Source organism: Allobosea sp. 05L423 (assembly GCF_056397745.1).
Genome location: NZ_JBFTOA010000033.1, coordinates 11,790 through 33,480, shown reverse-complemented (window position 1 = coordinate 33,480; position 21,691 = coordinate 11,790). Strand labels below are relative to the sequence as shown.

The 21,691-nt window shown below is 65.1% G+C and carries 22 protein-coding genes; 12 read left to right on the top strand and 10 right to left on the bottom strand.

The window, feature by feature from the left end; genetic code table 11:
- The first annotated feature begins 94 nt into the window (after positions 1-94).
- The 3 genes from rpsO (at position 95) to AC1DNE_RS30145 (ending at position 3,691) form a co-directional block, all read left to right on the top strand.
- Positions 95-364, top strand: a complete 270-nt coding sequence (gene rpsO / locus AC1DNE_RS30155; protein WP_149131827.1) for a 30S ribosomal protein S15 — start codon at positions 95-97, stop codon at positions 362-364.
- A gap of 262 nt (positions 365-626) precedes the next feature.
- A complete protein-coding gene (gene pnp, locus AC1DNE_RS30150; RefSeq protein ID WP_441473852.1) occupies positions 627-2,798 on the top strand; it encodes a polyribonucleotide nucleotidyltransferase in 2,172 nt (723 codons plus the stop codon).
- A 257-nt stretch (positions 2,799-3,055) separates the two neighbouring features.
- A complete protein-coding gene (locus AC1DNE_RS30145; RefSeq protein ID WP_441473851.1) occupies positions 3,056-3,691 on the top strand; it encodes a pyridoxamine 5'-phosphate oxidase family protein in 636 nt (211 codons plus the stop codon).
- 164 nt (positions 3,692-3,855) lie between these two features.
- On the opposite strand, the gene AC1DNE_RS30140 is transcribed toward AC1DNE_RS30145, so the two are convergent.
- From AC1DNE_RS30140 to AC1DNE_RS30120, 5 genes are all read right to left on the bottom strand, one after another.
- Positions 3,856-4,854 (bottom strand): adenosine kinase, encoded by a 999-nt coding sequence (locus AC1DNE_RS30140; protein WP_441473850.1) that lies wholly within the window; start codon positions 4,852-4,854, stop codon positions 3,856-3,858.
- A gap of 92 nt (positions 4,855-4,946) precedes the next feature.
- Positions 4,947-5,321, bottom strand: a complete 375-nt coding sequence (locus AC1DNE_RS30135) for a helix-turn-helix domain-containing protein (RefSeq protein ID WP_441473849.1) — start codon at positions 5,319-5,321, stop codon at positions 4,947-4,949.
- A complete protein-coding gene (locus AC1DNE_RS30130; protein WP_441473848.1) occupies positions 5,318-5,881 on the bottom strand; it encodes a Smr/MutS family protein in 564 nt (187 codons plus the stop codon). The genes AC1DNE_RS30135 and AC1DNE_RS30130 overlap by 4 nt, the downstream gene beginning before the upstream one ends.
- A gap of 1 nt (position 5,882) precedes the next feature.
- A complete protein-coding gene (gene mltA / locus AC1DNE_RS30125) occupies positions 5,883-7,049 on the bottom strand; it encodes a murein transglycosylase A (protein WP_441473847.1) in 1,167 nt (388 codons plus the stop codon).
- On the bottom strand, positions 7,046-7,771 hold the full coding sequence (locus AC1DNE_RS30120; protein ID WP_441473846.1) for a Tim44/TimA family putative adaptor protein: 726 nt from the start codon (positions 7,769-7,771) through the stop codon (positions 7,046-7,048). Before AC1DNE_RS30120 ends, mltA begins: the two co-directional genes overlap by 4 nt.
- 246 nt (positions 7,772-8,017) lie before the next feature.
- On the opposite strand from AC1DNE_RS30120, the gene secB reads away from it, so the two are divergent.
- Positions 8,018-8,515, top strand: a complete 498-nt coding sequence (secB, locus tag AC1DNE_RS30115; RefSeq protein WP_441473845.1) for a protein-export chaperone SecB — start codon at positions 8,018-8,020, stop codon at positions 8,513-8,515.
- Between the two features lie 171 nt (positions 8,516-8,686).
- On the top strand, positions 8,687-9,436 hold the full coding sequence (locus AC1DNE_RS30110; protein ID WP_441473844.1) for a TerC family protein: 750 nt from the start codon (positions 8,687-8,689) through the stop codon (positions 9,434-9,436).
- Between the two features lie 24 nt (positions 9,437-9,460).
- Here the strand turns inward: AC1DNE_RS30110 and dnaQ are convergent, their stop codons facing one another.
- The 5 genes from dnaQ to AC1DNE_RS30085 are packed head-to-tail and all read right to left on the bottom strand — an operon-like array spanning position 9,461 to position 13,117.
- Positions 9,461-10,177, bottom strand: a complete 717-nt coding sequence (dnaQ, locus tag AC1DNE_RS30105; protein ID WP_441473843.1) for a DNA polymerase III subunit epsilon — start codon at positions 10,175-10,177, stop codon at positions 9,461-9,463.
- A gap of 4 nt (positions 10,178-10,181) precedes the next feature.
- Positions 10,182-10,799 carry a dephospho-CoA kinase gene (gene coaE, locus AC1DNE_RS30100; RefSeq protein ID WP_441473842.1) on the bottom strand — a complete coding sequence of 206 codons (618 nt, stop codon included), beginning with the start codon at positions 10,797-10,799 and terminating at the stop codon, positions 10,182-10,184.
- Between the two features lie 15 nt (positions 10,800-10,814).
- Positions 10,815-11,651 (bottom strand): shikimate dehydrogenase, encoded by an 837-nt coding sequence (locus AC1DNE_RS30095; RefSeq protein WP_441473841.1) that lies wholly within the window; start codon positions 11,649-11,651, stop codon positions 10,815-10,817.
- 12 nt (positions 11,652-11,663) lie between these two features.
- Positions 11,664-12,290: a Maf family protein gene (locus tag AC1DNE_RS30090; protein WP_441473840.1), complete on the bottom strand. Its 627-nt coding sequence runs from the start codon at positions 12,288-12,290 to the stop codon at positions 11,664-11,666.
- The gene (locus tag AC1DNE_RS30085) at positions 12,287-13,117 is read right to left on the bottom strand and encodes a pyruvate, water dikinase regulatory protein (protein ID WP_441473839.1); all 831 of its coding nucleotides are present in this window, start codon (positions 13,115-13,117) and stop codon (positions 12,287-12,289) included. Before AC1DNE_RS30085 ends, AC1DNE_RS30090 begins: the two co-directional genes overlap by 4 nt.
- Before the next feature lie 439 nt (positions 13,118-13,556).
- On the opposite strand from AC1DNE_RS30085, the gene hemE reads away from it, so the two are divergent.
- From hemE to AC1DNE_RS30050, 7 genes are all read left to right on the top strand, one after another.
- Complete coding sequence (hemE, locus tag AC1DNE_RS30080) at positions 13,557-14,609, top strand: uroporphyrinogen decarboxylase (protein ID WP_441473838.1); 1,053 nt, start codon at positions 13,557-13,559, stop codon at positions 14,607-14,609.
- A 10-nt stretch (positions 14,610-14,619) separates the two neighbouring features.
- On the top strand, positions 14,620-15,042 hold the full coding sequence (gene hemJ / locus AC1DNE_RS30075; RefSeq protein ID WP_441473837.1) for a protoporphyrinogen oxidase HemJ: 423 nt from the start codon (positions 14,620-14,622) through the stop codon (positions 15,040-15,042).
- A 223-nt stretch (positions 15,043-15,265) separates the two neighbouring features.
- The gene (gene rho, locus AC1DNE_RS30070; RefSeq protein ID WP_441473836.1) at positions 15,266-16,531 is read left to right on the top strand and encodes a transcription termination factor Rho; all 1,266 of its coding nucleotides are present in this window, start codon (positions 15,266-15,268) and stop codon (positions 16,529-16,531) included.
- Positions 16,532-16,919: 388 nt separating this feature from the next.
- Positions 16,920-18,248: a tRNA uridine-5-carboxymethylaminomethyl(34) synthesis GTPase MnmE gene (mnmE, locus tag AC1DNE_RS30065; RefSeq protein WP_441473858.1), complete on the top strand. Its 1,329-nt coding sequence runs from the start codon at positions 16,920-16,922 to the stop codon at positions 18,246-18,248.
- 75 nt (positions 18,249-18,323) lie between these two features.
- Positions 18,324-20,213 carry a tRNA uridine-5-carboxymethylaminomethyl(34) synthesis enzyme MnmG gene (gene mnmG / locus AC1DNE_RS30060; RefSeq protein ID WP_441473835.1) on the top strand — a complete coding sequence of 630 codons (1,890 nt, stop codon included), beginning with the start codon at positions 18,324-18,326 and terminating at the stop codon, positions 20,211-20,213.
- Positions 20,210-20,857, top strand: coding sequence for a 16S rRNA (guanine(527)-N(7))-methyltransferase RsmG (gene rsmG, locus AC1DNE_RS30055; protein ID WP_441473834.1), 648 nt, complete (start codon positions 20,210-20,212; stop codon positions 20,855-20,857). The genes mnmG and rsmG overlap by 4 nt, the downstream gene beginning before the upstream one ends.
- The gene (locus AC1DNE_RS30050; RefSeq protein WP_441473833.1) at positions 20,854-21,684 is read left to right on the top strand and encodes a ParA family protein; all 831 of its coding nucleotides are present in this window, start codon (positions 20,854-20,856) and stop codon (positions 21,682-21,684) included. The genes rsmG and AC1DNE_RS30050 overlap by 4 nt, the downstream gene beginning before the upstream one ends.
- Positions 21,685-21,691 lie beyond the last annotated feature (7 nt).

The window sequence follows — 21,691 nt, the reverse complement described above, 5'->3', positions numbered from 1 at the left end:
ACCCCTCCGCGATGAGGCGGCTCGCGGATTTCGGACCTCGCTGGACGACATCCCGGCCTGGCCCGCCAGATCAACCCGAACAGAGGATATCCCGATGTCGATCACTGCCGAGCGCAAGACCGCCCTGCTTCAGGAATACGCCACCAAGCCGAACGACACCGGCTCGCCGGAAGTGCAGGTCGCGATCCTGACCGAGCGCATCAACAATCTGACCGGCCACTTCAAGTCGCACGCGAAGGACAACCACTCCCGCCGCGGCCTGCTCAAGCTGGTCTCGCAGCGCCGTTCGCTGCTCGACTACCTCAAGGGCAAGGAAGAAGCCCGCTACAAGACGCTGATCGAGCGGCTCGGCATCCGCCGCTGATCGAAGGCTGAAAACCGTTTCCGCCCGGTGCGCCATGCTCCGGGCGGCTCCTTTTCAGGTGAAGCCGCCATGGGCGGCACGCCTGCCTGCCGCGGCGGCCGCATGGGGCGGCCCTCCCGCGTGACCCGCCGGGCGCCGCAGACGTCCATGGCAGGATCGCCGAGCGCTCGGGCGCACAGCCTTTCCCACCCGAGTGTTCCGCCGTCTTGCCCATGGGCCTGAAGGCACCGGACGGGTCGAACCCGACCGAAAGACGAAACACATGTTCGACATCCAAACCGAAGAACTGATCTGGGGCGGCCGCAAGCTCGTCCTCGAAACCGGCAAGGTCGCCCGCCAGGCCGACGGCGCCGTGATGGCCACCTATGGCGAGACCGTCGTGCTCGCGACCGTCGTCTCGGCCAAGGAGCCGAAGCCCGGCTTCGACTTCTTCCCGCTGACCGTCAACTATCAGGAAAAGACCTTCGCGGCCGGCCGCATCCCCGGCGGCTACTTCAAGCGCGAAGGGCGCCCGAGCGAGAAGGAGACGCTGGTCTCCCGCCTGATCGACCGGCCGATCCGCCCGCTCTTCGTCCAGGGCTACAAGAACGACACGCAGGTCGTCGTCACCGTTCTGCAGCATGACCTGGAGAACGATCCCGACATCCTCGCGATGGTCGCCACCTCGGCAGCGCTCACCCTTTCCGGCGTGCCCTTCATGGGCCCGATCGGCGGCGCCCGCGTCGGCTATATCGACGGCGCCTACAAGCTGAACCCGACCATCGAAGAGATGAAGGAATCGGCTCTCGACCTCGTCGTCGCCGGCACACAGGACGCCGTGATGATGGTCGAGTCCGAGGCTAAGGAGCTGACCGAGGAGGTCATGCTTGGCGCCGTGATGTTCGGCCACAAGCACTTCCAGCCGGTGATCGATGCCATCATCCGCCTGGCCGAGAAGGCCGCCAAGGAGCCGCGCGACTTCAGCCCGCCGGATGATTCCGCCATTCTCGACGCGATCATGAAGGTCGGCGAAGCCGAGCTGCGCGCCGCCTACAAGATCACCGCCAAGGCCGAACGCTACAAGGCGGTCGACGCCGTCAAGGCCAAGGTCGTCGCTGCGCTGGTCTCCGATACGCCGGACGGCGTCGCCACCTTCCCGAAGGACAAGGTCGGCGCGCAGTTCAAGGAAGCCCAGGCCAAGATCGTGCGCTGGAACATCCTCGATGACGGCATCCGCATCGACGGCCGCGACGGCAAGACCGTGCGTCCGATCGTGGCGGAAGCCGGCGTCCTGCCGCGCACCCACGGCTCGGCGCTGTTCACACGCGGCGAGACGCAGGCGCTGGTCGTGACCACGCTCGGCACCGGCGACGACGAGCAGTTCATCGACTCGCTGGAAGGCACCTACAAGGAGACCTTCCTGCTGCACTACAACTTCCCTCCCTACTCCGTCGGAGAGACCGGCCGCATGGGTTCGCCCGGCCGCCGCGAGATCGGCCATGGCAAGCTCGCCTGGCGCGCCATCCACCCGATGCTGCCGGGCAAGGGCGAGTTCCCCTACACGCTGCGCGTCGTCTCGGAGATCACCGAGTCGAACGGCTCCTCCTCGATGGCCACCGTCTGCGGCACCTCGCTGGCGCTGATGGATGCCGGCGTGCCGCTGAAGGCACCGGTCGCGGGCATCGCGATGGGCCTCATCCTGGAAGGCAAGCGCTTCGCCGTGCTCTCCGACATCCTCGGTGACGAGGATCATCTCGGCGACATGGACTTCAAGGTCGCCGGCACGGGCGAGGGCATCACCTCGCTGCAGATGGACATCAAGATCGCCGGCATCACCGAGGAGATCATGAAGGTCGCCCTCGAGCAGGCCAAGGGCGGACGCGAGCACATCCTCGGCGAGATGAGCAAGGCCCTCTCGGCCTCGCGCAGCCAGCTCGGCGAGTTCGCGCCGCGCATCGAGACGATGAAGATCCCGGTCGACAAGATCCGTGAAGTCATCGGCTCCGGCGGCAAGGTCATCCGCGAGATCGTCGAGAAGACCGGCGCCAAGGTGAACATCGAGGATGACGGCACCATCAAGATCGCCTCGGCCGACGGCAAGTCGATCGAAGCCGCGATCAAGTGGATCAAGTCGATCGTCTCGGAAGCCGAAGTCGGCATGATCTATGACGGCACGGTCGTGAAGATCATGGAGTTCGGCGCCTTCGTGAACTTCTTCGGCGCCAAGGACGGCCTCGTCCACATCTCCGAACTCGCCCCGCGCCGCGTCCAGAAGGTGCAGGACGTCGTCAAGGAAGGCGACAAGGTCAAGGTGAAGTTCCTCGGCATGGACGAGCGCGGCAAGATCCGCCTCTCGATGAAGGTCGTCGACCAGGAAACCGGCGAGGACATCACCGAGAAGCTCAAGGCCGAGCGCGACGCCGAGAAGGCTCGCGAGAAGCAGCAGGCCGAGTAAGCCGACGCATCACGCGATTCACGTGAAACGAGACGCCCCGCATCTTCCGATGCGGGGCGTTTTGCTTTGGCCCGGAGAGAACTGCCGTCATGCTCGGGCTTGACCCGAGCATCTCAGGCCGAGGGATGCTCCCGCGCTGCCTCGTCCTGAGATTCTCGGGTCGCCGCTACGCGGCGCCCGAGAATGACGGCCTGTCTCCGAGGAGGTGACGCGCCGCCGTCAATAGTCTAGACATACGCCGATCCATGGAGACCGGCATGTCCGACCACCGCATCGCCTCGCTCGACGATCTCGCTCGCGCCTATCCCAATCCGCTCGCGCCGGCCTCGGTCTTCAAGGAGATCGATCATGTCGACGACAATTATGCAGCGCTGATCGCCGCCTCGCCGTTTTTCGTGCTCGCGACGGTCGGTCCGGAAGGGCTGGATTGTTCACCGCGCGGGGATCTGCCGGGCTTTGTCACGGTCAGGGACGCCAAAACACTCCTCATTCCCGACAGAAAAGGCAATAACCGGCTGGATTCGTTGAAGAATATCCTGTTCGACGATCGAATCGGAATGCTCTTCCTGATCCCCGGTTACGGCGAGACACTGCGCGTGAACGGACGCGCCGAGCTATCCTGCGATCCTGAGTTGTGCGCCGGGTTCGAGATGGCCGGGAAGCTACCGGCGAGCGTGATGATCGTCCATGTCGAGTCCGTCTACTTCCAGTGCTCGCGCGCGGTGGTGCGGGCAGAGCTCTGGAACCCGGAGCGGCAGGTCGACAAGCGGACTCTGCCCTCGCCCGGCACGATCCTGCGCGACATCACCGCGCGCAACGCCGCCGTCGAGACCTTCGACGGCGGGGCTTACGACGCGGCGCTGCCGGCGCGGGTCAAGGCAACGCTGTATTGAGGGGCCGCAGCTTTTCTTTTCCCCTCCGGGGAGAAGGCGGCAGGGCGAAGTCGCAGGGCTGAGGGCAGAGCCTCAGCCGAAAACAGGAAAGGGCCGCATTCGCGACCCTTCCCTCATCCGTCTGGTCCGCAGACACCTTCTGCCCGGAGGGGAGAAGGAAAAGCTCACAACAGCCCTTCGTTCCCCGCCAGCGTCTTCAGGCCGACATCCGGCCGGGCACCGATATGGGAAATGATCTCGGCCGCCGCCAGAGCGCCAAGGCGCAGGCAGTCGCGGGTCTCGCGGCCCGAGGTCAGGCCGAACAGGAAACCGGCGGCAAAGAGATCGCCGGCGCCGGTCGCATCGACAACGCGATCAACGGGGAAAACCGGCTCCTCGATGATTCCCTCCGGCGTCAGGGCCAGCGCGCCCTTCTCGGAGCGGGTCACGACCGCGAGGATGTTCTCAGAGCGCAGCCAGGACAGGGCCGTGTCGAAATCCCCGGTCTCGTAGAGGCTCTTGAGCTCGTGCTCATTGGCAAAGACGAGATCGACCATGCGGTTGCGGATCAGGCCGATGAATTCGTCGCGATAGCGGTCGACGCAGAAGGAATCGGACAGGGTGATGGCGACGCGGCCGCCTGCCCTGTGCGCGACCTCGGAAGCCTTGCGGAAGGCCTCCTTCGCCGCCGGCGGGTCCCAGAGATAGCCTTCGAGGTAGATGATGTCGGCGTTCTCGACGGCCTTCTCGTCGACATCGGCGACGGAGAGACCCTGGCAGGCACCGAGATAGGTGTTCATCGTGCGCTCGCCATCGGGGGTGACGATGATGAAGGAGCGCGCGGTAGCCGGGCCGTCAGCAGCCGCAGCCGTATCGAAGGCGACGCCGAGCGAGGTCAGGTCATGGCGGTAGAGCTTGCCGAGCTCGTCGGCCTTGACCTTGCCGATGAAGGCGCCCTTGCCGCCGAAGGAAGCGAGGCCGGCGATGGTGTTTGCAGCCGAGCCGCCGGAGATGATGCGCGCCGGACCCATCGCCGCATAGAGCGATTCCGCACGGTTCTCGTCGATCAGCATCATCGCGCCCTTGGTCAGCTTCTGCGCGGCGAGGAAATCCTCCTCGGCCGAAGCCAGGACATCGACGATGGCGTTGCCGAGGGCGAGGACGTCCGTGCGGGTCTTGGTCATGAGCTGTCTTGTCCGGAATTGCGCGGCCGAAGTGCCGGAAAGGAAGGTTTCGGCGTGTCGCATCCGCACGCGGCGGGGTCAAGCCGCCTCGCTCAACCCTTATCCCCGCGCGTGGCGGCTTCGTCGAGGACCGCCGCCAGGCGACGCAGATCCTCGCCGTCGAGTTCGGCGATCTCGCGGGCAAGACGGTTGGCGAAGAGCGTCGCCTCGGGATCGAGGCCTGCCGTGTCGACGGTGACTCGCGGATGCGAGAGATCGGCGAGGCGGACGAGTTCATCGGCCTCGTCCCAGATGATGCCGAGCAGATGGATCGCGCCCTGGATCAGGGTAAAGGTCGGCCGCCCGCGCTTGCCGTGCTCCAGCGCAGAAAGATAGGCCGGCGTCACGCCGAGCCCCTCGGCCATCTGGGCGAGCGTGAGGCCGCGCCGGTCCCGAAGCTCCCGCACACGCCGCCCGAAGGGCGTCACGGGCCGTGCTCCCTGAGCCGCCTCAGGCGCACGTAGAGGGCACCGGAACCGCCGTGGCGTTGCTCAGCCTCTTCGAAGCCCAGCACCAGCGGGCGCAGCTCCGAAAGCCTGAGCCAATGCGGCACCATGCGCCGCAGCACTCCCCGTTCATCGCCGAACAGGGTGGGCGCCGGACCGCCCTTTCCCGTGACGACAAGGGCGAGGCGGGTGCCGCGGGCCTGTTCGCGACGCAGAAAGCCGTGCAGGGCCAGATGCGCCTCGTCCTGGCGCATGCCGTGCAAATCGATCGAGGCCTCGATCTCCTGCCGGCCACGCCGCAGCTGCGTGCGCAGCCGGCGCTCGATCGGCGCGAGCGGCGGCGCGGCCGGCGGAACCGTTCTGGCCGAAGCCACGGCCGCGACGACAAGAACGGACGTCTCGGTTGAAGCAGGCGCTGCGGGCGGCGGAGCGGGCTCGGGCTCGATCGGTGCCCGGCCAGGCAGCGGCTTGACCGAGCGCGCCACCTGTCGCCAGAGCGCGATATCGACCTCCGTCAGCGTCTTACCCCGGCGCGAACGCATCTTAGCGGGGCCAGAGCACGGTGAAGGAAACGGGATGGCGGATCAGTCCGGCGCGATGGCCGGCTGCCGGGCCCGAGCCGACGAAGAGATCCATTCGGGCGGGGCCGAGGATGGCCGAGCCGGTGTCCTGCGCGATCATAAGCCGGGCGAGGTGCTCATCGCCGCCGGTCCCGCCGGGGATCGTTGTATCGATCCAGACCGGCAGACCATAGGGCCAGGCAGTGCGATCGATGGCGATGCTGCGCAGCGGCGTCAGCGGCAGACCAGCGCCCCCGATCGGCCCGCTCTCCGCCGGAAGATCGTCGCGGCGGGCGAAGAAGACGAAGGACTTGTTCAGCCGGATGAGGTCGCGGGCGAAAGCAGGATCGGCCTTCAGCCTGGCGACGAGCCGGTCCATCGTCATCTGCTCGGGCGGGATGCCTTCGCGCTGGCTGAGCACGCGGCCGAGCGAGGTGTATGGGTGGCCGTTGCGGCCAGAATAGGTCAGCCGCGTGACCGAGCCATCGGGCAGGCGCACGCGGCCAGAGCCCTGTACCTGCAGCACGAAGCGATCGACCGGATCACGCAGCCAGAGAATCTCCAGACCCTGCCCGTCGAGCGCACCGGTCTCGATCGCCGTACGGTCCGGAAAGGGTTCGAGCCCACTTGCGGTGCGGCGCGCGGCGGAGAATGTCTTGTCCACGCCCGGCCAGTCATCCTCCGGGAAGCGCGTCACCAGATCCTTCGGCCGGTCATAGAGCGGCGTCGGGAAGGCTTCGGAGCGTGACAGCGCGCCTTCGAACTCGGGCTCGAAATAGCCGGTGGTGAAACCAGTGTCGGCATTCGCCGGCCGGATCCGCCAGAAGTCGAAATTCCGTTCGAAAAAGCCACGTGCCTCGTTCCGACCGACCTCGCCTTTGGCGGCCAGTGCCTTCGCCTTGTCGCAGGCGTCGGCGAGGATATCGGGCAGCGGCACGGCCTGGCGCAGCGGCGGATCAGCCATGCAGCCGCGCGCAAAGATGGCGAAGGCCCGGGCGTGATCATCCCGGGCCCAACCATCGATCTCATGCGGGGCGCGTTGCTCGGCCCGGGCGCCGTCCGGTAACGGAAAGGGGGCAGCCATGGCGGTCACAGACGCGAGCCCGACCGCCGCCGAAAGCGCCAGCGCGACCCCGGCGCCACGGCTCACGCAGCCGATTCGGTGGCGACCAGAATCCAGTTCGGATCGCGGCTGCCGAGCTGGCGCGAGAAGGTCCAGATGTCGTTGACCTCGGAGACCTGATCGGCGCTGCCATCAACGACATTGCCCTGCGCGTCGCGGGTGACGCTGATCAGCTGCGAGATGAAGCCGATGGTCACCTGGGCGGTCTTGCCCTTGACCTCGACGGCCGCGAGATCGGCCTTGTCGATCGAGACGAAATTCGATTCCGCCTTCTCGCCGCGCTTCTCGCGCTCGGTGATCGCCTGCTCGAAGCCCTCATAGACGTCCTTGGCAAGAAGGCCTTTCAGCATCTTGCGGTCGCCGCGCGCGAAAGCCGTGACGATCGCCTCATAGGCGGCCTTGGCGCCGGCGACGAAGCCGTGCGGGTCGAAACTCGGCTCCTGACGGATGATCGCCTCGATGCCGGCGCTGACCGGCGAATCCGCAGGAGCGAGATCCTTCCAGCGCTCGGCCTCCGGCTGCTCCGCGGCGCCGGGATCGTTGGCCGCGCCCGGCAGCCTGATCACGTTGTCGCGCTTCTCCGGAGCTTGCGCCTGGTCCGGCCGCATCGGCGGGGTCTCGCGACGGGCGAACGGGTCCTTGGGCTGCTCGCTGCCGGTCTTCTGGCCAAGCACGGAGCGCAGCTTCCAGGCGACGAAAACGGCCAGAGCCAAGAAGACCAAAGTCGTCATGTCGAAGGAATTTTGCATCGAAGGCTGACCCGCGGCTCCCGTCATAGCTTGCAGCCTTTCCGCGTAGCCGCGGCAGGCCCTAGCCGTCATATGGTAAGACAGGCTCGTAACATCCACCCCCCACCTTGTGAAGGCGACTTCTTGTGCCAATCCGGCGTCCATGATAGCCGACGCGCGCGTCGCTCCGGAATATGGGGCGCAGTCCCGAACGCCGGCAATGGCGCGGGATTTCCCGAGACAGCCTGCCAGAACAAGATGGGACCGATGGCCAACGAACTCCCCAACGGAAATGGCACGGATGCTGCGAACGCCGCTCCGAGCCTCAACGCGCTAATCCAGTACACGAAGGATTTCTCCTTCGAGAACCCGAAGGCGCCGCGCTCGCTCGCCCAGCAGGAGGCCCAGCAGGGCCCGCAGATGTCGCTGCAGGTCAATGTCGGCAGCACCGCGCTCGGCGACGACGACTATGAAACCGTGCTGCGCCTGGAAGGCAAGGCCGAGCTGAAGGGCGAGACGCTCTTCGCCTTCGACCTGAGCTACGCCGGCGTGTTCCGCCTGCAGAACATCCCGCAGGAACACGTCCACCCCGTGCTGGTGATCGACTGCGCCCGTCTGCTCTTCCCCTTCGCGCGCCAGATCGTCGCGGAAGCCGTGCAGAACGGCGGCTTCCCGCCCTTCTACATCCCGCCGATCGACTTCGCCTCGCTCTATCAGCAGCGCATGCAGGAGCTGCAGGGCCAGCCCGGCGCCGCCGCCAACTGACGGCCGCCCAGGCCACTGCAGAAATCAGGAAAGGGCCCTTCAGGGGCCCTTTTTCGTTTGTTGCAGATAATTGTTGCCCTTGTGGAGCCCGCGACCTCTCTCCATCTCGCGTCAGCAACGGCGGACGCCCCGGCAGGGACGCCCGCCTTTTCCGTATCCGATGGAGACTCGATGGACACCCTTCTGACGCTTGCCGCCGACCCCGCCATATGGGCCGCGCTCGGGGCATTGATCGCCATGGAGGTCGTGCTCGGCATCGACAACCTGATCTTCATCTCGATCCTGACCAACAAGCTGCCCGAGCATCAGCGCTCGAAGGGCCGCAGGATCGGCATCGGTGTGGCGCTGATCCTGCGCCTCGCGCTGCTCAGCACCGTCGCCTTCATCGTCACGCTGACCGCGCCGATCTTCTCGGTCTTCGGACAGGCCTTCTCCTGGCGCGATCTGATCCTCATCGCCGGCGGCCTCTTCCTGGTCTGGAAGGCGACGAAGGAGATCCATCACAAGGTCGATCCCGATCCGGAATCCGTTCTCGCGGAAGGTGGCACCCGGGCGGTGACGCTCAGCTTCGGCAGCGCGATCTTCCAGATCCTGCTGCTCGATCTCGTCTTCTCGATCGATTCGATCATCACTGCCGTCGGCATGACCGAGCATGTGCCGGTTATGGTGATCGCCGTGATCGTCGCCGTGCTGACGATGCTGCTCGCCGCCGACCCGCTGGCGCGCTTCATCGACAAGAACCCGACCATCGTGATGCTGGCGCTCGGCTTCCTGCTGATGATCGGCGGCACGCTGATCGCAGAGGGCTTCGGCGTGCATGTGTCGAAGGGCTACATCTACGCGGCGATGGCCTTCTCGGCCCTGATCGAAGCGCTCAACATGCTCTCGCGCCGCAAGACGCGGAAGAGTGCCCGGGGCTAAGGGCGAAAGGATGGACGATGCGGTCTACTGCGCCGCGTCGTCCGTGATGCCGAGATAGCCCTTCCAGAGCGGGGCCTTCAACGATCCCAGGATAAAGGCCTCATGCGCCTTGATGGCGGCTTCGTCGAGGCGTGGCGCGAGCGGGCGTTGGCGCTGCGGCTTCTCGGCTGCGACCATGGCGAGTCCCCCGCGACCCGCCACTCCCTCGACGCCGAGGCCGAGCGAGGTCTGCTTGCCACCGATCAGCTCGATATAGACCTCGGCGAGGATCTCGGAGTCGAGCAAGGCGCCGTGCTTGGTGCGGCGGCTGTTGTCGATACCGTAGCGGGAGCAGAGCGCGTCGAGGCTGTTGGAGGCGCCGGGATGCTTGCGGCGCGCCATCGACAGGGTATCGACCACCCATGCCTGTTCGATCGGCGGCAAGCCGAGACGCTTGAACTCCATATTGATGAAGCCGACGTCGAAGGCCGCGTTGTGGATCACCAGCTTCGCGCCGGCGATGAACTCCGCGAACTCCTGGGCGACCGCAGCGAAGACGGGCTTGTCCGAGAGGAAATCTTCCGAGAGGCCGTGGACGTTGAACGCCTCGACCGGCATCGAGCGCTCGGGGTTGATGTAGACGTGATAGGTGCGGCCGCTCGGGCAATGATTGACCAGCTCGACGCAGCCGATCTCGACGATGCGATCGCCGTTGTTGGCTTCGACGCCGGTGGTTTCGGTATCGAGAACGATCTCGCGCATCGCTTCAGGACCTCGCTGCCGCCAAGCCGCGCCCGGGACGGCCAGCCAGCGCCATCAGGATAGACCCGACCTGCCGCTCCGCGGCCACGAGGCCGCGGGAGGTGTCCACAAGGAAATGGGCGCGGCGACGCTTCTCGGCATCCGGCATCTGTCGCGAAAGGATTGCCTTGAGCTTCTCGGCGTTCATGCCGGGCCGCGCGAGGACGCGTTCGCGCTGAACCTCGGCCGGCGCGGTGACGACGAGAACCGCATCGCAGCGCATCTCCCCGCCGGTTTCGAGTAGTAGCGGCACGTCGATGACCGCGAGCCCCGCCCCCTCGCGACGACAGCGCGCGATGAAAGCTTCCTCCTCCTCGCGCACAAGCGGATGGATGATCGCCTCGAGCCGCTTGAGCGCTTCCGGTTTTCCGAGGACTGCGGCACCGAGCTTCGCGCGGTCGACCACGCCATCGATGACGGTGCCGGGAAAGGCCGCCTCGATCGGTGCGGCAGCGCGGCCGCGATGCAGCCGATGCACGGCGGCATCGGCATCATGCAACGGCACGCCGCGCTGCACGAACAGCCCGGCCGTCGTCGACTTGCCCATTCCGATCGAGCCCGTCAGGCCCAGCACGAAGGTCATGCTCTCTCCGCCGAATCAGGTCTTCAGGATATCGGCTTCGACCAGGGCGCGCAGGGCCGGCGTCACCTCAGGCGTTACGCCGAACCAGCGGGTGAAGCCCGGCACAGCCTGATGCAGCAGCATGCCGAGCCCATCGACCGGGATACCGCCCCGGCGCTCGGCCTCCGCCAGCAGTGCCGTCTTGAGCGGCACATAGACGATGTCATCGACAATGGTGCCGGGCCGCAGACCGGACAGATCGATCTCCAGCGGCGGCTTGCCCTGCATGCCCAAGGCCGTCGTGTTCACGATGAGATCGGCTTGTCCGACCAGCCGGCCGCGTTGATCCCATTCACCGGTCTCGAGCGGCCGCCCCAAGGCTGTGGCCAGCTCTTCCGCGCGCTCGCGGCTGCGATTGACGACGAGGACGCGGTCGACGCCCCGCGACTTCAGCCCGTAGCAGATGCCGCGCGCCGCGCCGCCTGCGCCCAGGACGAGCGCGGTGCCGACACGCTCCTGCCAGCCGGACACCGTGGCATCGAGATGGGCGAGGAAGCCCGGCACGTCGCTGTTGTCTGCCAGTATCCTCCCGCCCTCGTCGCGCCAGAGGGTATTCACGGCGCCCACGGCCCGGCCCGCATCGCTGACCGCGTCGACCAGCGCCATCACCGCTTCCTTGTGCGGCACGGTGACATTACCGCCTGCGAATTCACCGTCGCGCAGGCGCTGGATGAAGGCCGGCAGATCGGGCGGCGAGACATCGACGCGCTCATAGGAACCGGCGATCCGGTATCGGCTGAGCCACTCGCCATGGATCATCGGCGAACGCGAATGAGCGATGGGGTGTCCAACGACGAAACAGCGAGGCGACATAAGATAGTCCGGTCAGCGGGCGAGGCAGCCGAGATCGCGCAAGGCTGCGAGAACGGCAAGCAAAGGCAGGCCCAGAATGGTGAAGTGATTGCCTTCGACGGCATCGAAGAGCTGCGAGCCCAGCCCTTCGAGCTGATAGCCGCCGACGCTGGACAGGGCCGCGGGGCCGACAAGGTCAACATAGAGCCCGATAAAGTCCGTATCGAGAGAGCGCATCGTCATCCGCGCAGTCTCGCGCCCTTCGGCGATCGGCGCGCCATCCCTGGCCAGGACGAAGGCCGAGTGGAGTTCGTGCGTCTTGCCGGCGAGCTCTCCAATCTGCTCGGCGGCGGCGAAGCTATCGACCGGCTTATGAAAGGTGATCCCGTCGCAGGTCAGGGTCTGGTCGGCGGCGAGGACGAGGCGACCCGGCCGGGCGTTCGATATGGCGAGCGCCTTGGCGCAGGCGAGCGCCGCTGCGATCTGGTCCGCCGGAACGTCCTGCTCGACGAGCGGATGCTCGACCGCGCGCTCGTCGATGTCGGGCTTCAGCACCTCGACCGGGATGCCGGCCGCCGCCAGCATGTCGCGGCGGGTCGTGCTCCCGGAGGCGAGGATCAAGGGCTCCGCTTCGAGCCAGAGGCGATCCGATATGATCATGTCGCGATGAACTTCATGCGGTGGTCGCGCAGCAGGTCGACGATCGATGCTGCTGTTTCCTCGATCGAGCGGCGGGTCACATCAATGACCGGCCAGCCCTTGCGGGCGCAGAGCCGGCGCGATTGCGAGACTTCGTCGGCAACGGCCGCTGGATCTACATAGGATGTCTCGTCGTCGGCGCGTAGGGACAGAAGCCGGTTCTGGCGAATCTGAACGATGCGATCCGGGCTGGCGATCAGGCCGACGATCAGCGGCTTCTTGGCGCTCTCCAGTTCCGTGGGCAGCGGGATATTCGGCACGAGCGGAATATTGGCGGTCTTGATGCCGCGATTGGCCAGATAGATGCTCGTCGGCGTCTTCGACGTCCGGCTGATGCCGACCAGGATCACGTCGGCATTGTCGAGATCGCCGCCCATCTGCCCGTCGTCATGGAGCAGGGTGTAGTTCATCGCATCGATGCGGCGGAAGTACTCGGTGTTGAGAACGTGCTGCGCGCCCGGTTTCGTCGCGGAGGCCTGGCCGAGATAGGACTGGAACAGCGACAGGACCGGCTGCAACACCGAAAGGCAGGGACAGCCGAGTTCGCGACAGAAGTTCTCCAGCTTCTCCTGCCATTCCGGCTCGACCAGGGTGTAGAGGACGACGCCGGGCGAGGACTCGATTTCAGCCAGGACGCGGGCAAGCTGCGCCTCCGAGCGCACCAGCGGGTAGACATGCTCGATGGCCGACACGCTCTCATATTGTGCCGCCGCGGCACGGCTGACCGCGATCAGCGTTTCGCCGGTCGCGTCCGAAACCAGATGCAGATGGAAATAGTTGCGGACCACGACGTCCCCCGGCCTGAAGCGCTCTTGTCTTCATCTAGCGCGCTTTGGCTCGGACCGGAATCAGGCATTCGATATGATCGAGCCGCACCGCCTCCGGGAGGGTTATACAAGGGCATGGGGAGCGATGTGGATAAAGGCGAATTCGCCGGGGCTCGCGAGGCCGGCCTGTATAACTCGCCCCGGCCATCAACAGCCGCCGCGCTGTGCATGGTTAAGGAAGTGTTTCACGTGAATCATTTTGCCCGACGCGGAACCGGCGGCGGATTTCAATTCATTAATAAAGTCTTAACGTACCCTGCCCCGACCTGACGACCCGCGACCCGCTGTCCCACCGCCTGTGGAATGGTTGTGGACAGGATTGGGCCGGGCTATCTCCCCCGTCCAAGAGTCAAAGAAAAAGAGAATCTTTCATAGAATCTCTTTTTAGAGAGGATACGGGATGAGCCATCCAGCCCCTGGAACGATCAGCGCAGAGCCGCTCTTTCTTCGGGCATTGGCTGGCGAGAAATTGCCTGTCCCCCCGATCTGGCTGATGCGTCAGGCCGGGCGCTATCTGCCGGAGTATCGCGAGCTCCGGGCCAAGGCCGGCAGCTTCCTTGCGCTCTGCTACAATCCCGAGCTCGCTGCCGAGGTCACGCTTCAGCCAATCCGGCGCTTCGGCTTCGATGCCGCGATCCTGTTCTCCGATATCCTCGTCGTGCCACAAGCACTCGGGCAGAGGCTCTGGTTCGCAGAGGGTGAAGGTCCGCGGCTCGAACCCGTAGCGGATGTCGCAAGACTCGCCGAGATCGATCAGCTCGCCGATCGTACCAAGCTGGATCCCATCCTGGAGACGGTGCGGCGGGTGCGTGGTGCCTTGCCCCGCGAGACGGGGTTCATCGGCTTCTGCGGTGCGCCCTGGACCGTGGCGACCTATATGGTGGCCGGCCGCGGCACGCCCGATCAGGGACCAGCCAAGGCTCTCTTCGCTGGGGACCCCGAGCTGTTCCAGGCGATCATCGATCGGATCGTCGCTGCCTCGGTGAGCTATCTCAACGCGCAGATCGCCGCCGGCGTCGATGCGGTGCAGATCTTCGACAGCTGGGCAGGCGCCTTGGGACCGGAGGATTTCAGGCGCTGGTGCATCGCGCCGACCCGGCGGATCGTGGAGGGCGTGCGCGCTGTTCACCCGCACGCCCGCATCATCGGATTCCCCCGCGGAGCCGGCCCGTTGATCCCTGACTATGTTGCTGGAACGGGCGTCGATGCGGTCGGGCTCGAATCCGCTATCGATCGGGACTTTGCGCGCGACGCAATCCAGTCGAAACTGCCGGTGCAAGGCAATCTCGATCCGCTCGTGCTGAGGGCCGGTGGTCCGGAGCTCGAGAAGGAAATCGAGGCGGTCCTCTCAGCCTTCGGTGGCGGACCGTTCGTCTTCAATCTCGGGCATGGCATCCTCCCGGATACGCCGATCGCCCATGTCGAGCGGCTGCTGAAGGCCGTGCGGGGCTGAGGGTCAGGATATGTATGAGTGGATCAAGGCTTTCCACGTCGTTGCGGTCATCGCCTGGATGGCCGGGATGCTCTATCTGCCGCGGCTGATGGTCTACCATGCCGAGGCGCAGATCGGCTCGATCCAGTCCGAGACCTTCAAGATCATGGAGCGCCGGCTGCTGAAGGGCATCATCAACCCGGCGATGATCCTGACCTGGGTTCTCGGCCTCTACCTCGCCTGGTACGGTTTCGGCTTCAAGGGTGGCTGGCTGCATGCCAAGCTGCTGCTGGTGCTGATCCTCTCGGGCATCCATGGCGTACTGGTGAAGCATGTCCGCGCCTTCGCCCAGGACAAGAACCAGAAGTCTCCCCGCTATTTCCGGATCATCAACGAAGTGCCTGCCGTGCTGATGCTCGGCATCGTCATTCTCGTCATCGTGAAACCGTTCTGAAGCAGACGATTCTTTCCCGCTTGAGCCCGGCCGCGATTCCCGCTATCAGGACGCTGCGCTTCTCCAGCGTCCTCCCTTGTTGTCGACTGTTCGTGAGCCATCTGCCCTAGCAGCAGCTCAGGTCGCGCATCCCCCGCGCAGGTCCGATCAGGACCGAAGTCGATCACTCCAGTACCGTCCCCACCCCTGCCTTTTCGCAGGGCGTTCACGATCCGGGTGCCCCATGCGGGAAATCAAGCTCCAAGAGCTCAAGATCAAATCGCCGACCGAACTTCTGACTTTCGCCGAGGAGGTGGAGGTCGAGAACGCCAGCACGATGCGTAAGCAGGAGCTGATGTTCGCCATCCTGAAGCAACTCGCCGCCCGCGAGACCGAGATTCTGGGCGAGGGCGTCGTCGAGGTGCTGCAGGACGGCTTCGGCTTCCTGCGCTCGCCCGATTCGAACTATCTGCCGGGACCCGACGACATCTATGTCTCGCCTTCGCAGATCCGGAAGTTCGGCCTGCGCACCGGCGACACGGTCGAGGGTCCGATCCGCAGCCCGAAGGATGGCGAGCGCTATTTCGCCCTGCTCAAGGTCAACTCGATCAATTTCGAGGACCCGGAGAAGATCAAGCACAAGATCCACTTCGACAACCTGACGCCGCTCTATCCGGATCAGCGTCTGAAGCTCGAGGTGCAGGATCCGACCAAGAAGGATTTCTCGCCGCGGGTCATCGACATCGTGGCGCCGATCGGCAAGGGCCAGCGCGCGCTGATCGTCGCGCCGCCGCGCACCGGCAAGACCGTGCTGCTGCAGAACATCGCGCAGTCGATCACGACCAACCATCCCGAGTGCTATCTGATCGTTCTGCTGATCGACGAGCGCCCGGAAGAAGTTACCGACATGCAGCGCTCGGTGAAGGGCGAGGTCGTGTCCTCGACCTTCGACGAGCCGGCCTCGCGCCACGTGCAGGTCGCCGAGATGGTCATCGAAAAGGCCAAGCGCCTGGTCGAGCACGGCCGCGACGTCGTCATCCTGCTGGACTCGATCACTCGCCTGGGCCGCGCCTACAACACCGTCGTGCCGTCCTCGGGCAAGGTGCTGACCGGCGGTGTCGATGCCAACGCCCTGCAGCGGCCGAAGCGCTTCTTCGGTGCGGCGCGCAATATCGAGGAAGGCGGCTCGCTCACCATCGTCGCCACGGCGCTGATCGATACCGGCTCGCGCATGGACGAGGTGATCTTCGAAGAGTTCAAGGGCACCGGTAACTCGGAAATCGTGCTCGACCGCAAGGTGGCGGACAAGCGCATCTTCCCGGCGATCGACATCCTCAAGTCGGGCACCCGCAAGGAAGAGCTCATCACGCCGCGCTCGGACCTGCAGAAGACCTATGTGCTGCGCCGCATCCTCAATCCGATGGGTCCGCAGGACGCGATCGAGTTCCTCATCGACAAGCTGCGCCAGACCAAGCAGAACTCCGAATTCTTCGACTCGATGAACACCTGACGGTCGGCCTATCCGGCATTCGATTCGCCGCCGTATCGATCGCATCAACGCGGTCGGTACGGCGGCGAATTTGTTTGTGGCGGACCGCGGGGCGCCTTTGCCGCGGCACTGAATGACGAATGATTCACTTCCGCTACGATCGGCAGACGGCTTCCAAAAGCGACTCGATTCGTAATCGAAACGAATCCGAACCGGCGCCTGCCCTCAGGCTTTCGGCACGGCGCATCGCCGTTCGGTTCCTCCGCCAAGCTCGGCATAGCGCTCCTTGTACCGCATGAGCTCGGCCGGCACGGCGCAAGACGCCAGCCAGAGGATGCATGCTTGACGCGTTCGCCGGGCCACGCACAGCTGTGCCGGCATCCCTGATACCGACCTTCGAATGAGCAGCATGACGGCGACCGAGACGCACAATTACGAAGCTCACCCGACGATCGTGGCCCTGTCCTCCGCGCCCGGCCGAGCTGGCGTCGCCGTCGTCCGGGTTTCCGGTCGGCGGGTTCGTTCCGTTCTCGAGACTATCACCGGAGTCATACCGCCGCCGCGCGTCGCGACACTCCGCCGGCTCTCGGATGGAAAAGGTATGACCGTCGATACGGCGATCGTTCTTTTCTTTGCGGCACCAGCGAGTTTCACCGGCGAGGATATTGCAGAGTTTCATGTTCATGGTTCTCGTGCGGTTCTCGCGCAATTGCTGGCCATACTCACGGCACTACCGGGAGTCAGACTGGCGGAAGCCGGGGAATTCACCCGGCGCGCCTTCGAGGCAGGCAAGCTCGATCTCGCGGCGGTCGAGGGTCTCGCGGACCTGATCGATTCGGAAACGGAATGGCAGCGCAAGCAGGCGCTGCGTCAGATGGACGGAGCACTCGGTGCGCTCGCCAGGCGCTGGCGTGGCGAACTGATCGAGGCGATGAGCTTGCTCGCCGCCGAGCTCGATTTCTCGGATGAGGGCGATGTCTCCGGTCCTCTCCAGGAGCAGGCACTTGGTATTGCCGGCGACGTACTGATCTCGCTGCGCGAAGCGCTGGGCAGCTTCGCGATGGGCGAGCGGGTGCGCGAAGGCTTTGTGCTTGTGCTGGCCGGCCCACCCAACGCCGGCAAATCGAGTCTGCTCAACGCCCTGGCGCGACGCGAGGTGGCGATCGTCTCGCCGATTGCAGGGACCACGCGCGATGCACTTGAAGTGAGGCTCGACCTCGATGGCCTGCCCGTCATCCTGATCGATACGGCCGGATTGCGCGAGAGCGTCGATCCGGTCGAGGCGGAAGGAGTCAGACGGGCTCGGGCCCTGGTGGAACGCGCCGATCTCGTCCTGAGCCTGCGCGGAGTCGATTCGGATACGTATCGAATCGACGAGAAGGCTCCGACACTGCGGGTCGCGACGAAATCCGATCTGGGTGGCGAGGTTCTGGACGGCGAACGCGCGATCTCGGTGAAGACCGGAGAGGGCATTCCGGATCTGCTGTCGGAGATCGTGGTGCGGCTGCGCGGGCTGGGTCAGGCGGAGCCTGCGCTGCTGACCCGCGAACGGCATCGCGTTGCTGTCACGGATGCCATTGGGGCTCTGGAGCGTGCGGTCCCTGCGGATCACGGGCAAGCTGAATTGCTGGCCGAGGATATCCGCCTGGCGGTCGTCGCCCTCGAGAGGCTCGTCGGCCGGATCGATGTCGAGGATGTGCTGGACCAGCTCTTCGCCGGATTCTGCATTGGAAAATAAGCCCGACCGGATGTTCCCGTCGGTTTGCAGCGATTGCCGTTGACCCGCCTGCCCGGCTTCGGTAGCGAAAATACCATGTCCATTCATCAGCAGCACTACGACGTCATCGTCGTCGGCGGCGGCCATGCCGGGGCCGAAGCTGCCGCGGCTGCCGCGCGCTACGGCGCGCGCACGGCCCTGGTCACGCATAAGCCTGAGACCATCGGCGTGATGTCGTGCAATCCGGCGATCGGCGGCCTCGGTAAGGGCCACCTCGTCAGGGAGATCGATGCACTCGACGGCGTGATGGCGCGTGCAGCCGATCTGGGCGGCATCCAGTTCCGCATGCTCAACCGACGCAAGGGGCCTGCGGTGCGCGGGCCCCGAGCCCAGGCCGATCGCAAGCTCTACCGCCAGGCTGTTCAGGATCTGCTTGGTGAGCAGGCTGGGCTCAACGTCATCGCCGGGGAGGTCTTCGATCTCGAGATCGAAGCTGGCCGTGTTGTTGCGGTTGTACTTGCGGATGGGCGCCGATTCGGGACCGGAACGGTTGTTCTGACGACCGGCACCTTCCTGCGCGGGCTGATCCATATCGGGGAGACCAAGATCCCGGCCGGCCGGGTCGGCGAGGCGCCGTCGCTTGGTCTTTCGGTGACGCTTGAGCGCTATGGTTTTCCGCTCGGGCGCCTGAAGACGGGAACCCCTGCCCGGCTCGATGGTCGGACCATCGATTGGGCTGCCCTGGAGATGCAGCCGGGCGACACGCCGCCGGAGCCGTTCTCGGCCCTGACCACGGCCATCACCAATCCGCAGATTTCCTGCGGCATCACGCGCACCACGCTGGCGAGCCATGAGCTGATCCGCGCCAATCTGCACCGCGCGCCGATGTTCTCTGGCCAGATCGAAGGGCGCGGCCCGCGCTATTGTCCGTCGATCGAGGACAAGGTCGGCAGGTTTGGCGATCGCGATGGACACCAGATCTTTCTCGAACCCGAAGGTCTGGATGACGATACGGTCTATCCGAACGGCATCTCGACCTCGCTGCCGGAAGACGTACAGCTGGGCCTGTTGAAGACCATCCCCGGTCTCGAGCGCGCGGTTATGCTGCGGCCGGGATATGCGATCGAGTATGATTTCGTCGATCCGCGGGCATTGAAGAACACGCTGGAGACGCGCGCCATCGCCGGTCTGTTCCTGGCCGGCCAGATCAATGGCACGACGGGTTACGAGGAGGCGGGCGCCCAGGGCCTGCTCGCAGGGCTCAATGCAGCTAGGCTGGCCGGTGGCGCTGAGCCCGTGGTTTTCGATCGAACACAATCCTATATCGGCGTGCTCGTCGACGACCTCGTCACGCGGGGCGTTACGGAGCCGTACCGAATGTTCACGTCGCGGGCGGAATTTCGCCTGTCGCTGCGTGTGGACAACGCCGATGAGCGGCTGACGGGCTTCGGAGCTAAGCTCGGAGTGGTCAGCTCGGCGAGGCAGACCGCCTTCGAGGCGCGCCACAGCGAAATCGTCGCGCTGCGCCAGAGCTTGCAGAACCTGTGGCTGACGCCTCGGCAGGCAGAGGGCGTGGGCCTGCAGCTCAATCAGGACGGGCTGCGACGCAGCGCTTACCAAATCCTGTCCTATCCGGATATCGGTTTCGAGCGGCTTGCCGCGATCTGGCCGGAGCTGCAGGGCTATTCGGCGTCTGTGGCGGCTCGCGTCACAGCGGATGCCGTCTATGCCGTGTATCTCGATCGGCAGGCTGCGGAGATACAGGCTTATCGACGCGACCAGTCTTTGAAGGTCCCCGCCGATCTCGATCTCGACACGATTTCGGGTCTGTCTAACGAACTCAAGGCGAAGCTCGCCGCGCAGCGCCCTTCGGATTTGGCGCAGGCTGGCAAGATTGAAGGCATGACGCCGGCGGCTCTCGCCTTGCTGGCGGCACATGCGCGGAAAGGCCGGGCTCCGGCGTTGTTATCCACAGGATCGACGTGACTGTTGAAAAGAGCGACAGGCAGCGCGCTTTGCGCTTGACGCCTGTTTCACGTGAAACAGAGGAGCGCCTGGCGCTGCTCGTGGCGGAGCTCGAACGCTGGCAGGCGGCCAAGAATCTGGTCTCCTCAACGACGCTGGCGGATGTCTGGACACGCCATATCGCGGACTCGCTACAGATCTTCAGCCTCGCGCCCGAACGCGAACGCTGGCTCGATCTGGGTTCCGGCGGGGGGTTTCCGGGGCTGGTGATCGGAATCTGCCTGGCGGAACGTCGCCGGGGTCAGATCGATCTCGTCGAGAGCAATGCCCGCAAATGCGCGTTTCTCCGCCATGTGGCACGGGTCACCGGCGCGCCGGTCAAGGTCCATGCCGCCCGGATCGAGGACGTGATCGGAGATTTTACCGGTAAGGTCGATGTCGTGACGGCCCGCGCGCTCGCGCCGCTGACGCAGCTCCTCGAGTGGTGCGAAGAGCTGTTGAGAACGGGCACTTTGGGACTCTTTCCCAAGGGACAACATCTAGATACGGAATTGACCGACTCGGCCAGATATTGGAAGATTCAGGCGACAACGGTTTCCTCCGTGACTGATGCCGCCGCGCGAATTCTGATGGTTCGCTCGGCCGAGAGACGAGCCGATCTATGACCAAGGTCACATCTGGAGCTGCGACGCGCCGCCCGCGCGTCATCGCGCTTGCGAATCAGAAGGGTGGCGTCGGCAAGACGACCACGGCAATCAACCTCGGCACTGCGCTTGCCGCAATCGGTGAGAAGGTCCTGATCGTCGACCTTGATCCTCAGGGCAACGCTTCGACCGGGCTCGGTATCGATCGCCGCAGCCGGAAATCCTCGACCTACGATGTGCTCTGCGGCGATGTCGGATTGGGTCAGGCGCTGCAGCCGACTGCCGTCCCCGGCCTGTCGTTAGCGCCTTCGACGCTCGATTTGCTTGGCGTGGAGCTGGAGATCGCGTCAGCCAAGGACCGGGCACATCGTCTTAAGAATGCGATCGACGAATTGGTAGACGACCAGCGCTGCCAGGACCTGACCTATGTCCTGATCGATTGCCCGCCGTCGCTCAGCCTGATCACCATCAACGCGATGACGGCAGCCGATGCGGTATTGGTGCCGCTGCAATGCGAGTTCTTCGCGCTTGAAGGTCTCAGCCAGCTGCTCAAGACGGTGGAGCAAGTTCGTGCCGGGCTCAATCCGCGACTGATGATCCAGGGCGTGGTGCTGACCATGTTCGACCCACGCAACAATCTGTCCGGTCAGGTCATGGCCGATGTGAAAAGTTTCCTTGGTGACAAGGTTTATGAGACTGTGATCCCACGAAACGTGCGGATTTCCGAGGCGCCGTCCTATGGCAAGCCGGCGCTGCTCTATGATCTGCGCTGCTCAGGTTCGCAGGCCTATCTGCGATTGGCGTCGGAGGTGATCAAGCGGGAGCGCGCTCTGCGCGCGGCTGCCTGAAGAAACG